Annotated in this window: 8 protein-coding genes; all 8 read right to left on the bottom strand. The window is 58.3% G+C overall.

Features of this window, described 5'->3' with window-relative positions; genetic code table 11:
• Window positions 1–6,444 (bottom strand): ATP-binding protein, encoded by a 6,444-nt coding sequence (locus E6O51_RS14350; protein WP_136385680.1) that lies wholly within the window; start codon window positions 6,442–6,444, stop codon window positions 1–3.
• A gap of 212 nt (window positions 6,445–6,656) precedes the next feature.
• Entirely contained in the window at window positions 6,657–6,986 is a 330-nt protein-coding gene (locus E6O51_RS14355; protein WP_136385681.1) for a winged helix-turn-helix domain-containing protein, read from the bottom strand.
• A 199-nt stretch (window positions 6,987–7,185) separates the two neighbouring features.
• Window positions 7,186–8,349, bottom strand: coding sequence for a hypothetical protein (locus E6O51_RS14360; RefSeq protein WP_136385682.1), 1,164 nt, complete (start codon window positions 8,347–8,349; stop codon window positions 7,186–7,188).
• A complete protein-coding gene (locus E6O51_RS14365; RefSeq protein WP_136385683.1) occupies window positions 8,349–9,260 on the bottom strand; it encodes a phospholipase D-like domain-containing protein in 912 nt (303 codons plus the stop codon). The genes E6O51_RS14360 and E6O51_RS14365 overlap by 1 nt, the downstream gene beginning before the upstream one ends.
• Before the next feature lie 3 nt (window positions 9,261–9,263).
• Entirely contained in the window at window positions 9,264–10,439 is a 1,176-nt protein-coding gene (locus E6O51_RS14370; protein ID WP_136385684.1) for a hypothetical protein, read from the bottom strand.
• Window positions 10,417–11,817 (bottom strand): ATP-binding protein, encoded by a 1,401-nt coding sequence (locus tag E6O51_RS14375; protein WP_136385685.1) that lies wholly within the window; start codon window positions 11,815–11,817, stop codon window positions 10,417–10,419. The genes E6O51_RS14370 and E6O51_RS14375 overlap by 23 nt, the downstream gene beginning before the upstream one ends.
• A complete protein-coding gene (locus tag E6O51_RS14380) occupies window positions 11,792–13,633 on the bottom strand; it encodes a GNAT family N-acetyltransferase (RefSeq protein WP_136385686.1) in 1,842 nt (613 codons plus the stop codon). The genes E6O51_RS14375 and E6O51_RS14380 overlap by 26 nt, the downstream gene beginning before the upstream one ends.
• A gap of 841 nt (window positions 13,634–14,474) precedes the next feature.
• Window positions 14,475–14,990 carry a hypothetical protein gene (locus E6O51_RS14390; RefSeq protein WP_136385687.1) on the bottom strand — a complete coding sequence of 172 codons (516 nt, stop codon included), beginning with the start codon at window positions 14,988–14,990 and terminating at the stop codon, window positions 14,475–14,477.
• Window positions 14,991–15,256 lie beyond the last annotated feature (266 nt).

Raw genomic sequence — 15,256 nt, forward strand, 5'->3', positions numbered from 1 at the left:
TCAAGTATCCGTTGGCCCAAGGCGATGGTGGTGCTCCAGGGTTTCGAGGTGTCCGCTGGGGTGGAGGAGGTAGAGGAGGACGGCGGGGGGCTGGTAGTCGATGTTTTTTTCCTGGCCATGGCGGCGTTCTTTCCGGTCGATTTGAACTTCGAGCATCAGACAGCGTTGCTGTGCTTGCAGATAGCCAAGCAGCCGGTCGAGCCTGATCTGCAATCGCCATCCCGCGGAGTATTCGGCCCCTTCCCTGTCCTCATGGGGGTCGCTCCAGGCGGTGATCTCGGCGATGAGCCGATGCGGATCGGAGCGGTCCAGATAGCGTTTTCCCGTCGGATCCGGCTGTACGTGGAGTGCTTCTTGTACGGTTTGAGGAAAGCGAGGAAGGTCGGTATCCATGCCGTACAGCAGCGGGTCGTGGCCGTCCAGTTCTTTTTCCACCGAAGTTTCTGCTATCCAGCCGCGCAGGCTGAACCCCGGTTCATCGATTTCCAGATCATGACCCGCCGGGGGAATGCGGTAAGGCGTCGGGTCGCCGATCGCCTGGAGTGCGCGCAACAGAGCGTGCGCGGATTGCGGACTGACCAGTGCGGACTCGATGCGATGGCGCTCCCGCCGTCCCGACTCATGGATGTCGACCGCGGCCGCCACAATCAGACAGTCATTGTTTCCGGATGACCGCAGGCCAAGGCAGTGGTCGAAGGCACTGGGGACGGTGGGCTTGAGCCAGTCTTCCTGCGGGGTGGCAAGGCCATGGAGTTGCGCCTCCAGCGGAACCGGGGCACGCAGTTCAGACAGCCAGCAGCGGGAATGCGTGGGCAGATGGCTTTGCAGCCAGTATTCCCACCGATCGTAGCTGGAATCGGGAGATCTAAGCGTGTTCGGCCGGCTGTCGATCAATTCACCCGCCACGAGAAGCATGGCATGGTATTCCAGATAGGTTCGCCCTTCTTCGATGATGGGCAGGCTGCCGTGGTCATTGCGGGTCAAGTGCCAATCCCGGTCATGCCCCCTGTTTCCAGGCTGCGGAACGGTGTGCCCGAAGACACCCCATCGGTCGCAAATCCATTTCTCCGCCAGGACGGCGACCTCGTCGCCACCCAGATTGAAACGTCGCCCCAAAGGGGCATACCAGTACGGCAAGGTATCCAGTGAATTGAAATCGAACCGCCCTTCGTAGTTGCGTGCATCTGATAGATGCCGGCGCATGCCTTCGATGACGTGTACCGCGACCGGCTGGTTTACCGCTTCGATCTGCAGCCGGGTCTCGGCATCCAGTGTTCCGGGCAGGACATCCTCTACGGCCAACAGGGTACGCTTGGCCAATTCCCGTATCTGCACGTGCGGGAAATCCCGCGACAGGGCGTGGCGCAGCAGCGTTTCCACGTGGGGTCGCAGTGCGGCCGGGTGATCCAGCGCAAAGCGGGCGAGGAAGATCATCAGATAGGCGCGGGCGGACATCCACAGGAAGTAGCTGTCCGCAGGGAGAAAACCATCGACATGCTCGGCGTCCAGCCGCCCAATCAGTGCAGCAAGCAGTGCAGGCGCATGCTGCAAGTCCATGTCGCGCAGCGCATGGAGGCAGGACCAGCGAATGCGGGTATCCGGATGGCCGAGCAAGGTATGGAGCAAGGTGGCGAACGGTGCGGCACGGTCTTCACCGTAAACTTGCCAGGCCGGCAGGGGCGGTAGGGGTTTCTGTTGGCGTTCTTCAAGGGCACGCTCGCCGTGAACAATCGCCTCCTCAAGCAGGGTTTTGCGTTGTTCCGCTCCGAGCCCCGCCGCCAGCACCCCCGCCAGGGGATAAAGCTGCCATGCCCCCAGCCGCTCCACCCAATCCGCCAGGGCAGGGGCCAGCAGATCGAGCCAGCGTTCCAGCTTGACGAAAGGCAGGCGCGACAAGCGGGCGAGATGTTCATCCACATGGTAGGGGTAGCCGAGCAGGCCCGGCAGATGCCGGCGTACCAGCTCGGGCATGCCTGACACCGCCCAGCGTTGCACCGGATAGGCATGCCGCCAACTGTTCAGACAGATTTCCCACTCGTTCAGGTATTCGTCCGAATACAGGCGCGTGTCAGGCAGTTCCAGCAAGGCCTGCAGATAGGCGGGACGTTCCGAGGGACTGAGTCGCTGTCGCACCTGCTCGTAGAATGTGCCGTGGCCTTGGTAACCCGGCAACTCGCGTAACCCTGCCAGCAACGCTGGCAAGCGTGCAGGAATAGGAGCTTGGCCAAAAAATAGATCCCAGTCGACCTGCTCGCTTGGAGATTGCTCAGACCAGTGGCTCTGTTGCGGGTGGCTGTAAGCCGTCTCTTGGCGGGGATGGGCGGCCACGAAGGCCAGGTATTCCCGCAAAGGCTGGCCTTCCGGCAGGTGGCCGCAGTGGTTTGTGCTTAGCCAGGCCTGGAGGCGTCGGGCGCAGGCGGCACGTTCATCGCGCGAGATGTCGCGCAGCACCCAGTGCACGACGCACCCCAGCAGGTTGCGGAAGGTGTCGGAGGACACGCCACGCTGCGCCAGCGTGACATCGAGCATGGAGACAAAGGCATCGGCCGTACCACGCCCGCTCCATCCCAAGCGAAGGAGTCCCAGAGCCTGGCCGGGCTGAAGCCGGCCCTCGTCCAGGGCGGTCTGGCTGAGCTCGCCCGTACTGCTGCGGATGCCCAGATGGCCCAGATCGGCCCATCGTACAAATAAAGCGTAGCCGCTGGGCGTATGGAGGCCGAGCACGGCACGAAATACGCGCTCCCAAGGATAGGCATCCTCATTGGTGACATAAATGTGCGTTTCTTCGGCCAGCCGCACAAGGCGGGCGGACAGATCGCGGGCCTCGCTTTCGTCCAGATCGTTCTTCAGACCTTCGGCGCTGCCCGCCAGATATCGGAGCCGATCGCAAAGATCATCGTTCAACTCCCTGGCCACATTGACCGCCTGATGAAAGAAGTCGGCCCCCATGGCCGGATCGTGGGGCTGAGCCAACGCGGCGGCGCGCAGCAATGCTTCGCAGTGTTCCTGGCCGTTGGTGGGATGCTCGGCCAGATACCCGGCCGCACGGTCGAGCAAGGCCAGGCCGCGCCGAATCTGGTCGTGGCGGGTCAGCAGACGGGCGGCTAGGCTGATCCAGTAGGTCGGCGCGCCATCCCCGAATTTGCTGGCCATGGCCTCGGCCAGGGTATCCAGAAACACGCCGATTTCCCCGGTGCAGGCCAGCGCGGCTTCCGCCAGCGGGGGCAGAGCATCGCTCAGGTAAAAATCGAAGTCCCGGCCATAGCGCCAGCGCTCTGCCGTGCCACGATTGAGTGCCTCGGTCAGCCGGGGCAGCAGATCGGTGCTGGCGGGGCGATCGATGACCGCCTCGGCACGCAGGCGGTAGAGCTGAAACCGCGCCCCCACCATGGTGTGAAAGCGCTGGCGTTCTTCACCTCGCTCGTATTCGGGCGTCTCTTCGTGGAATTTGAGCAGCCGCTGCGCCAGTGCCTGCTCGTCCGGCGCCTTGCCGTTGAGTTCGGCAAGCAGTGCCAACACCCGGAGTTGGGGAATGAAACGGCTGGCGTCATGACCGTCCCGCGGTGCGAAATTGGTTTCCAGCGGGGAGAGACGCTCCAACAGGCGGCTTATGCGTTCCGGGGCAATACCGTAGGCTGCCAGCAGTTCGGCGAATTCGACTCCGACGGCGGCCCGCAGGGCCAAGGTGTCGGCGTTGAAAACATGACGTTCATACAAGAACGGATGCCGTTTGAGCCGGGAATAGGCCTCCATCGCCGACAGGACCGCTTCGACCAGCGGCGCTTCAGGCTGCGCCCCCGCACGATGGAAGGCCACCAGAAACAGTACGGCGGCGAGAGGGTGAGGACGCAGCGCATGGAATAATTCCGTTTGGCGCGGAGGCGGAACATCGCGTGCGATGGCGTCGGCCAGTACCCGGCAGACGTGTAGAACAAAATCGAGAGGGCGCCAACCGCTCAACCAGCGGTTTGCGGTCTCGGGACCTGCGAACCGAAAGACCGCTTCTGCCCCGGCGGCAATGTGGTGCGGTTTGATTTCCCAGTGACCTCGCTCCTCTTGCCGCTTAGCTGCCCGACGGCGTAACCACGCTCGCGCCATGTTCATATGTTCACGGGCGCGAACGTGGTTTTCCGGATCACGAGAGAATAGTGCCGCGCAACGCAGTTGCACCCCGCCGAACCAAGCTTGGTTCTCAGCTGTAAGGTAATGCTTAGCGATGGTCTGCGGATCGGCATAAAGGGCGGCGAGATCCGGGTGCTCTTCGATGAGCTTGAGGATGGCGTAGTCCGAACGTGCCACATCGGCAGCCTGTACGGTCAGCCGGACCAAGGCTTCGGCCTGTCCGGCGCGGGCTGCCGCCTTGACGCCCAGTACCAGCCGCCGACGCAAGACCTGGACTTGCGCGACCTCGTCCATGTGCCTGGGAATGGCGGCATGCCCTGCCAAAGCAAGGGCGATCATGGCGGCGTCATCTTCCGCCTTGAACAAATGGTCGGCGCGATGGCGTGCCGCGAAATCGCTGTCCGGCAAGGCCGCCATGCGTTGTGCGAGGCGGCGATGGGCGGATGGCGCCCCGGCGGCCTCTTCCAGCCGCACACGCAGGAAGGTGTCGAAATCCTCGTCCCGGAAACGCCAGCCATCCGCATCCCGCGTGAGTCCAGGACTCAGCGCATTACACAGGGCTTCAAGCTCTGCCGCTGGCAAGCCAGAGACTTCTGTCAGATGATCGAGGCGGAGTGGTCGGGGAAAACAGCTCAGATCATCCAGATGGTCACTTGCCCGTCCCCAGCTGAAGCGGAGAGTGAGCGCACCCTCAACGTAATCCTTGAATATATCGTCCAGATTTCGACGGGCATGGCTAAGTACGGTCGGAATCTCCGCGGCGACCCCGGTGTTCAGCGCATAGTTCTGCACGCGGGGGTTACCGTGGGAATGGAGGTGAAATGCCGCCGTGTCCTCGTCCGTCGCCAAGGGATAACTCCGGCGCAGATGCTGGGCCGAGGCTTCCAGATTGAAACCGGTCAGTTCAAGTTGGGGGGTGCCCGAGGGGGCTTGCAGGGATTGAGCACGACCGCCGGAACGGGCAGTCATCAACAGAAAGACATTTTCCGGCCGAGGGACTTTCCACAGATCGACCACGAAGCTGTCTTCCGGGGTATCGGCGGCCTGGATAGCATTGTCCGCCGCGTCGATCACCAGCACCAACGCTGCCCCCTGCTTCTGCAGTATGTCGGCGGCGGCATCAAGCCGGGTACGGAATGCCCGCCAGAGGTCATCCTTGCCGTCCGGTGGACGGATCAGAAAAGGGGAACCGCACTGCACCGCCAATTCGTTACTGAGTTGGAGCAAAGCGCGGCGGACCGAATGCCGTTCGTCGCCGGGACTGTCCTTGTAGGTGCCCGCGCCGAAGCAATCGTAGAAGACCCAGCGCCCATGCGGCCAATGGTCCGGCAAGGAGAGTACGGTGCTGGTCTTACCCACGCCACCTGCACCATGGGCGAGGAGACTGCGAAATGGGCTGGTCCGCAGGGCTTCAAGAATGCGATCGGCGTCCGGGGTGGGAATCGGATTCGAGAGGCATTCAAAACTTGGCGGGGCAGGAAAAAGGCTGCCCTTGCCATGGCATCCCAGCGCGGCCAGGACATCATTGCGCCGCAATCCGAGTTCACCAACCCTGGGCAATGCTTCCGATGCCACTCGTTCATAGAGATCACGGGCACGCTCCGCTGGAGAAGCCGGTGCAATTCGCCCGATTTCCTCAATCAAGCGCAAGCGTTGCCACAGACGGCCATCGGAATTGCAGTCGGAAAGATCGAGGCAGCGGAGAAAGTCGCAGAAGGCGGTACTGGCGAGACCGCTAGCCTGCTGCAGACGGTGCACGACATCCCGACTCGATACCGGCAGGGCCGCAAGCAGCCGCGCAGCCTGGGTTTCCGGGCGATCCTTCAGCCACGCCTGAGCGGCATCCAGGGCGTGGACAAGCGCCTCGTCCGCCGGCCGGTTGCTGACCAGCTTGATGCGCAGGCGCTCGATGACGAGGGTGCGCGCACGCCCTTCGTGAAAACCGGAAAACGCCTGTGCCAGCCGTGCGATGATGGAACGCTCCCGCGCGCCCTTCGGCCTCTCGCACAAGCGCGCGGCCGTCCATGGCCGCTCCGGGTGGCGTTGACTGTATTTGAGCTGTGAGAACACCACACGAGTCGCATCGGCGCTAGCGGCGCCACCGTAGTATTCGGTGAGGTCCACGCCAAGGAAGGCATCCGGATCGGCCACGGTGATCTCGTCTTCGCGAGACACCCCTTCAATGCACACTAGGCTCAAACTACGATCCGGCTCCAGCAGGCGCAACGCGCGGCGGCAGGCCCAAAGGATGTGGTAGTCGTCGCCGGCATTGGATTCGATCGCGCCCGGGGTGCCCAGGGTTTGCGTTTTGGCTCTACTCAATTGAATGAGGCCCGGTTTCTGGCTGTCGATACCTAAGTATTACATAGGCAAGTCTTGGCTAACCCGGCGATCAGAGGCACTTTGCATCCCGCATCGGCAATGAGCGCCTCAAGGAACACGATGAACCGGTCGCTGTTGATCGCTTCTTAATGGTTTGACCGCAGTCTCGTCGACCTAACAAATCTCACCGCCTTCGCGCTTAGCGCGCTCAATCAAAAGTGCAAGTCCATCCAGGCGCACAGTACGGCCTCGTTGCGCTTGATGGCTTGGCGCGTCGGGCGCTGCGGAGTGAAACCCGAGCGCAGCAGGTACCCGCTAACGAGGCCGAAAAGCCGGCACACTGCCTCCTGGTCGAAACGACGATTCCACAATGCGAAGGGCAACTTCAGTTGACTGGGCGCACCTTCAAGGATCATCTCGCGCAGCTTCAACTCCTGGAGGAGCGTGAGCGTGCGCCCCGAACCGCGCTTGCGCCCGGGGCGCTTGGAGACGAGCGCTGCTTTGCCCTGGTCGGGAAACCCCCGCGACCACTTCATCACCATCGAGATGGATACGCCGACATCTTCGCAATTTCGGCCCTAGTCAGCGACGTCCCCCGACGCGGCCTCAACGACTGACAACGACGCAGTTTTAGCGATTCAACAGAAAGCGAGCGGGTCGGCGGACACCGATCTTCACTCTTCAATCATATTATATTTTTGCCGGATTAATAATACTTGCACGACTGGAGGAACTAAATTCTTAAGAAAAATCGCCAAGCACCTCTTCAATGATTTCATTATCTTCAAGAAACGTCTCGTCCGCTATCCTTTGCTGAGGATCCAGTCCAGCCAGCCGCACTTCCTCAAGGGTTTGCTGCATGACATCAATAATTTTACGTGGCGTAATTCTATTAAGGCGCCCGGCAATAGCGGCGACCGCATCCTCTTCAAAAGGAAAAAACCCTGTCTCTCCCGACGGATCAACGCGCCACTCATCTAGAATTTTCTGAACGAATTCAACGGCGTCGTCACGCCCCATCGTATCGAGATGAATTCTCTTCTGAATTCGATCCAGCAAATACTCGTAAAAAATAGAAGTCAAATCAGCAATTTCGGCCGAGAGACCAATCGCTATTCCGAAACGGTTGGGACAAAGGTCATACATATGACGAAGGATATCGTTTATATCTCTCGCCTCCTTCGCGCTAGCACGGATCAGATCGTCCATTTCGTCAATCATGAGGTATACGGCATTCTTATATCGCCGCACATCGTCATTTATCCTCACATCTGCAACCACGAGATTGACGATCGTAGTGAATAAGATCATCGCCTCATAGTCTGTCATTTTTTCTGGACAAAGGAGCTTGCGGAGATCGTCTGGCGAGGCGCAAATATGGATTTTATTTGCCAGCCGATAAAGGTCGACTTGCGAATAAATGCGCTTCAATAGCTCTTCATCTGTCAATGTAGCCGCATCACTGTTGGCATCCCGGAATCGAGTCATCGTCGATTGAAGATGCGCACGATATCCCCAAATATCATTAACATAACTTGACTTATTGACCAAGTCTGATCGATAGGCACCAGCAAAGGTCAGTCCACCCTTGTCTTTTTTCAAGCTTGGAATATAGTAAGCAAGGGAATTGAATTCATCACTTCTCTTATGGAGAATCTCATTGATCGCCCAAAGCAATGCATGGGATTTCCCAGTTCCATATTGCCCATAGAGCATGACAAAATTCACGTTTCCAACCTGATCAGCTCGTGAACGAGTCAAAAATTTCATCATCTGACGACGCTGCTTGTCGTAACCTACCCAGATACCCATGCGCGGATCGCCCCCGTAAATGGGCTGTGAGCGAAAGGGATTGTCAGTCAGATTAGATGCCTTATAAAATTCTTCTGGCTGCAAGATAGTCATTATCTACGATTTCCCTTAATTACTTTGTCACGTATTATTCGCAGATCGTCAGAATCCTGTACGATTTGCAAAGCGAATTCGAGCGCGTGGTCATAAGCCACATCCGGTAGCTCGTAGCATAGCTCTTCCTGGCTTGGATCGACGAAACCCATTCCTTCTTCGGTCAAGTTGGCAGAACCCAGCATCGCAACATTAGAGGCTGTTTGCCCGCCCACACATGAAGATGCGTCTTCGGTGACCTCGAACAAATAGAGTTTGGCATGGAGACGCTCGTGGAACGAGAGCTTGAACCCTCTCGTCTCCAAATCGACAAAGGGCTGCAACTCGTCCTTCGTAGTCGGTGGGCGAGTGATCAAAGTGACGGTCGTTCCTTCCGCCATGAGATCATCCAAAACCATGCCGAGCCGATGCGTGCGACTCATTACGGCAAATGACAAGGTTGGACTAATAATAACAATTTCCTTATGAGGGATTAGGCGCCGCCCGAGCATGAAGCTACGGAGTAGCCTACCGCGATTGTTTTGGAGAAAGCGGTTGCCGAAGTGGTCAGAGGGCAGCGGCGCGGCTTGCCAAGCTGTCGCCCCTGCACGAACTTCCTCGATCGCGGATTGGAGCGGCCGGAACTCCAAATTCGCGGAAGGCGCAGATAGATTGTCTTCAATACTGTGCTCGCCGACACGATACAGGAAAATGTCATCGCCACGGCGAATGTAAATAGCGCGCCAGGCAGTATTGCCACGACTGATGACCCGAATCCAAGCATCGTCTATACCATTGTAACGATGATCGTCATCCGCAAGCCGAAAGCCCCCATTGCTCGCCAATATCTTGGAAAGCGCACGCTTTGCGAAGCCATTATCACCGTGATTTCTAAGATCCGCGAGAAAGGTGTCGCAGACGTATAGCCCCATCGATCATCTACTCCGAAACACTATCGAGCCCTCATGCTGACGAGAGGGTCGAAGTTCGATAGTTTGGTCGCGGCTCTGAGCCTCCATAACCGTTGCCAGTACATCATAGTCCTTGGGGCTGTTAGCGCAGGAGAATCCCAGTGCCACAAGGCGAGCGACCCGTAAGGGAAGTTCAACGCGCACCATTGAGCGGGCTGGATTAAGGGCACGATAGCTCGCAAAAATTGCTATAAGCCATTCAACAGTTGCTTCGTGTGGACAGAGCGCAGCACCAAACGCCTCGCTCGTCATCACCTCCTTCAGACCATAGATGATGCTCTCACGATCTGGCGTTACCCAGAGAACATCGCTGTCTTTAAGATTCAGCTGACGAAGTTCGTCCGGATAGGGCCAGAACGTAAATGTTCCAGTGCCCTCCTGTTCGAGCCGTGCAAAAAGCGCCATTAGGCGCTCACCCGAGCCTGTGAGCGAACCTTCGTCATCGATAAGGCCGAGCGTGATCGCCCAGTCACGCCTGCGCCCTGGAACTTTGCGAAGATAGTCATCGCTGACGGCTGCTGGCATGGATGATTCGGCCGCAAGCGGGCCACGTTTGATCTCCAGCATTTCGCGCCTGTGCAATGCATTGATCCCCTGGCCCGCCACCGCTCCGCCTTTGTTGGTCTTCTGGGTTTCAATCGCAATGAATCGGTCAATTTTTCGGGCCGCTTGCGGTGTACGGATCACGGCCTTAACACGAGCCCTCTTAAGCTCGACCATGCTAATCAACCGCGCACGCACCGCATCGCGATCGAAATGCGCACTCAAGCAATTAAGAAATATGTCGCCATCACTCGACAGCATGGAGCAAAGCAAAACGGCCCGGAGAGCTAGTTCAAAATCGGTTTCTGTGAGCTCCCGGCGCAGTATCGCGAGCGCGTCAAGCGTCGGAAGTACAAATATCGTGTTAGCTTCGGAACGAACGAGATCTAGCTCATTGAAGAAATCGAGGATATTGTTAGTCTTCAAGCCCCACTTTGTACGCAGCAGTTCGGAAATGTTGGAGCTGGTAACGGATCCCTCCCCTGCATACAAGTCGGCAAGATCGCGAACTCGTTCGAGCGTGTGCTCCAAGCCCACGGAATAACCAATCTTGCGGATAAGCAGACGGTAGGGGTCACGATGGATTGTAGCCACCATGTGAGGTTATCCTTGGTCTGATCGCTGATATGATAGCCCGGCTCGTCGAATGGTCGCCGATGAAACATTCGCCGGCATCGAGCAGTCGGAGCATATCGCCAAAATCACTGATCGTGGCACCGGCAAGCTTGAGGCTCGAGAGCGTCTTGGTTGGTACTCGGTTCACTGCTGCCGATATGTCGCTCTGGAACGTCAGGCGATGGTTGAAGCTCAGGTTAACTTGGCTAAGAATGCGGTCGTCAATTGCTGAAGGTTGCTGGGTCGCAAGCACGAGCGACAATCCCGCGTCACGGCCACGTTTGACATACTCCACCAAAGCTTCGCGCGCAGGAGAGGGCCGATCATTAGGTGCGACAATGTGCGCTTCATCGATAAAGAGCCAAACCTTGTTGGGCAATGTGCTCTCGTCACCATCCTCGTCGAAAAAAGCCTTCACCTTACGCCGAGCATGGTGTTGCCCCATGATCCTGAAAAGCTGCCGCGCAATGATCGAAGCAACTATTGCTTTGTCCTCGTTGCGAAGATCCCGAATCATGAAGATGTTGCAGCGGCCGGGGTGAAGCAGCGATTGGACGTTGAGCCCGTCCCGACTGAAGAGCTGGGTTCGGTCGATGTCTCGGAGTTTATACACCACTGCATTGCGCGTAGCTTCCGCCGTTCCCTGCAAGTTAGCATCGCTTTCGATGAAACGGATCATGTCGCCCAAACTATAGCGATCGTCGCCAAACCGTTCGACACAGGCAGCAATGACATGGCCCTGCGGGCTGTAGAGCGACTGGTCGATGAGTGCACACCACTCCTCAGGCAAGACGTCGCTAGCGCTTAGGGAAAAGACATGTTCGGTGTTAGTGAAGGGCTCCGTCACCTTGGGTATAAACACTTGGCAGTCGGCAAGCCGGTTGGCTGCTAGCTTCCAAGCCTTGAGTTCGTCGAGCTGCTGCGCGTTTTCCGGGATGTTGGCGCGCGGCTCATAAGCCAACGTCCAGAACTGGTTTTGCATATCAAGCAATATAGAGCATTGCGGTGTGACTGAATGCTGAATTACGCTCGGCTCAACGAGGGCGCTGATACCCTCGATTAAGACACCAAGGTCGAAGCTCTTGCCAGACCCCCGAGTGCCGGAGATGTAAATCACATGCGGGAAGTCGATGTCGAGCCACAAGCCGGTGCCCAGATAGCTTCGGCCAACTGTGCTCTCAATGACTTGGCCGACATAGGCGAGATTGGAAAGCGAATCCTTTGATCGATTTGACCGACCCAGGATAATGCCGCTGCCCTTGGGAGGCTGCATCACCTTGAGCAACGCCTCCTGCGCATTGAATGGAGACTTGTCGACGCTTTTCCCAAGCTGGCTAGGAAGCGATTGTTTGGAATTCATCGCAATAGTCCCGGAACGTCATTGCAGTAGCCTCGCCCCCTAAGCGGAGCCGGATGATTTGGGTTGGATTGAGGGCATCGATGAAATGTCCATGGTTCGCCGCGGCGATAAAGGCAATCCTTCCTGTGCGCGAAACATGCTTTCGCACATTGTGGGCCACAATCCTTGCCGACATGGGATCTAGGTCGGCGCAAAATTCGTCGATAAGCCAGACAGGATCGTTGCGAAGCAACAGGTCCGCCAGCATTGCACGGTAGCGCTGCCCCCGGCTCAACAGATTAAATGGCTTGATGAAAGCGAATGCTTCGGACAACCCGACGTTACTGAGCGCTGAGAGCGCCATCGCAGCCGAATGGCGCTCGGCAAAAAGATCAAAGATGGGAATATCTTCTGGCAGTGGCCTCAGCCAGCTTGCGCTATATCGTGACCTGCTCTTCGCCTCAATCACCAGCGACCCTGTCTGCTCCCATTGTTGTGGGTCGAGTGCGCGCAGCAACACACTCTTGCCAGTACCGCTCGCTCCAGCAATGAAGATAATGTTGCCACTGGAAGCACGTATATCGAGGGGACCGACCACTCGGTTATTGAGGTGGGTTGCTTGGATGCCGAAGCAATTCAAGATAAGCCGCACGTTGTTCGTGCGGGGAATCTCGTAATTGCTGACCGCTTTCAATCCTGAGATGGAGATGCTCACATTTCCTGGAGAAAAGCGCTTGGACTTCGGGGTCGTGCCACACTTGACATGCTGCTTGAGAAAGCCCCTTGTTGGTTCATCGAGACCCGCTATGTAATAGGGAATGGGGAAGCGGAGCACTTGGCGCAGATGGAGCCATTCGCTTGGGCTCAACGCACTCATCGGATCGTCAGCGCGGGTCACATCCTCAAGTCGTTTCAAGACGGCAGCGAAATCCTTGCCTGTTTCTGCGCAATAGCGTTCAAGATGAGTCAGATATTTCTTCTGCAAACTCATAATGCCTGAGGTGACCTCATAGCCTTTGGTCATGCTGACGAGATCTTTTACGATCCGCGTCAGATTACCCTCAGTCTTTCCTGCAAGCACGAAACCAGCTCGACTGACGAAGTCGATATAGTTTAGCATCTCGGCAGAGATTTCCATGAAGAGCGGGCGAACGCCACCGACTTGCCAACGTTCGGTAGCAAATCGCTTGGCTGTTTCGATCAGCGTGCGGGATACCCCCAATCCGCGATATTCAGGATGCACGACGACACGCGCGATCCGTACTATTGCGTTTACATATTTACGCATCGCATTCTGGTCCCAATCAGTCCATGCGATAGGGCGTTCTGGATGCTCAAATCCCGCCGAAAAAAGCTCATGTCTTGGCTTAACCATCAGCAGTGGCATTTGAAGCTCGATATAGCCGGCAGGCGTGCGGCTTCGGCCATCTATCAAATGCATCAGGAGAACCGCTCGGCGCCCCCCCGCTGAAGAGAGTTTGCGATCCTCCACATCAAGATCGACACCGAGAGATTTGTAGTGAAATTGTTCTAAGTAGAGAAGATCCTCATTATCTTCGCGGCTTAGAATCTCGCTGAATTGCAGCTTGTAACGCCTCGCACCTAACCGAGCTTCGTTTTCGTCGCTGAAGGCCGGTGAGACGCGGATCAAGTCTTCCGGATTTTCTTTGGACACCGTGAACACGTTCCGAGGATGCTCAGGATCGATGGCGATGGCATCTCCCTTGCCCACCAAGGCAAATCGGTGCAGGCGAATGGTGAAGGTTTTATCGTTGTCATCCCTGAGAGCAATGCGTCGCTCATGCTCACGAATACTTGAGCTCTCGACACGATACAATTTCAATTTCCGCACACAGTCCCCTCAGCGAGCCAGCACTCGCATCTGTTCATTGTGTTTATTCTATCCTAGACGGACAACACGGCACCGACCTCGACCCACGTCACCATCAAGACCCCACTTAGCGTCAGGACCGCCAGCACATTCTGCGGCCTCAAGCAGCGACTGCGGATCGGCGGCGCCTTCGAGGACCGACTAGCGCGGAACGAAAGGCGTTGTGGTCGTTACCCGCCTCTTCAAGCCCCGCCCCCAATCGGGCTCGGCATTCTCCCAAGTCCGTGCCCGGAACTGTTCAACCCGTAGCGCAACGTAAGGCATTGCCGGCAGTCCCCCTGCCGGACGTTCCCTGAGGACGAGCCCTGCATTCGAGCAGTTCCACCGGCCAACACCCGATCTGGGGCCTGCTACCCAACCATGTCAGGGTCACCGGCTGCTACGTCTTCGGCACCGGCGCCGGCTGGCACGGCTACATACCGCCGGAGGCACGCTTGCGCGTGCTGGCCATGCGGAAGGTGGTACTGACCTACTGGAAAGGCTGCTGCCCCTAGAAGATGCTGGGCATGGGCGAGGACCTGCCGGCCGATGCCTACCGGCAGTGGCGGCACTACTGCCGGTTCCCGCACTACTTCTTCGACGACCCCGCCATGTGCGGGATCGAGCACCGCTATGCCGAGGCGCATACACTCACCATCGCCACCAACTCGCTGGGCGATCTGTGGGCCCTGCCACGGCACGATGAAGGCGCGGCACCTCGACGGGTCAGGCTTTTACCTTTTCTGCTCCGCGAGCGAGCCAGAGATCGCAATCGTCAACAGCACATCGGGGACGAAACAAGTAACCATCAATGCAGCGGCCTCCTCCATGACCCGGCGATCCGCCCGGCCTCCCGGTCGATCGCCACATCCACCTGCGCGGCCCGCCGGATCCGGGCGCCCGTCCGCAGAACCCCGGCCACCAGCAGGTAGGCGAGCGCTACCGGCACGGATAACACGGCACCGGCCGCACCCCATGTGATCACCAAAGGTGCCCCCAGCGCCAGCACGGCCAGCGAATCCCACGGCCGCAGCAGCGCGGGCGGATCGGTGCGGACGTAGTTGGCACCGTCCAGGGCCGTCCAGTTGGCCAGCCCCAGGACCTGGGGCGTCTTGCCGGGCGTGACGATCAGGCTTACCTCGTGCCCGCGCCGGGCCGGCATGGTACGGGTGTGCAGGGTGAACTTCCGTTCGCTGCCGTCCTGGCACCGGATCCACAACTCGTAGCGGTCGCTCGGCGCGAACGGACGCAGGTGGTAGAGATGCACGTTGACGTGGCGGCGCAGGTCGACGATGCGCCCATGGATCGTTTGCAGATCGGACATGGTCATGCTCCAGGGAGTGGAAGACCTGTCCAGCGTCGCGCGGAAGGCGCCTGTTTCAAGCCCGGCGACGGCACGCTACGGCGGAGGCCTGCATGTTGTCGACCTGTGGTCGCACTGCATCCGGACTGTAGTTCGAATGGGCCGGCAAGACGATGGTTCTTTGTTCAAGCCCTTGTACCCACGTGTGACTGGCGTCGCGTGGTAGTCCGAGCCCGGCTCATGGGCGGGCCGGGGTTCCGCATCGGTTCGGAACCAGAGGTAGAACG

This window comes from Pseudothauera rhizosphaerae, from assembly GCF_004801305.1.
In the GTDB taxonomy this organism is placed as follows: domain Bacteria; phylum Pseudomonadota; class Gammaproteobacteria; order Burkholderiales; family Rhodocyclaceae; genus Pseudothauera; species Pseudothauera rhizosphaerae.

Excerpts from the sequence above, each read along its gene's own strand:
- E6O51_RS14360 (WP_136385682.1), bottom strand. The coding sequence starts at position 8,349 with ATGACTATCTTGCAGCCAGAAGAATTTTATAAGGCATCTAATCTGACT.
- E6O51_RS14390 (WP_136385687.1), bottom strand. The coding sequence starts at position 14,990 with ATGTCCGATCTGCAAACGATCCATGGGCGCATCGTCGACCTGCGCCGC.
- E6O51_RS14375 (WP_136385685.1), bottom strand. The coding sequence starts at position 11,817 with ATGAATTCCAAACAATCGCTTCCTAGCCAGCTTGGGAAAAGCGTCGAC.
- E6O51_RS14355 (WP_136385681.1), bottom strand. The coding sequence starts at position 6,986 with ATGGTGATGAAGTGGTCGCGGGGGTTTCCCGACCAGGGCAAAGCAGCG.
- E6O51_RS14365 (WP_136385683.1), bottom strand. The coding sequence starts at position 9,260 with ATGGGGCTATACGTCTGCGACACCTTTCTCGCGGATCTTAGAAATCAC.
- E6O51_RS14370 (WP_136385684.1), bottom strand. The coding sequence starts at position 10,439 with ATGGTGGCTACAATCCATCGTGACCCCTACCGTCTGCTTATCCGCAAG.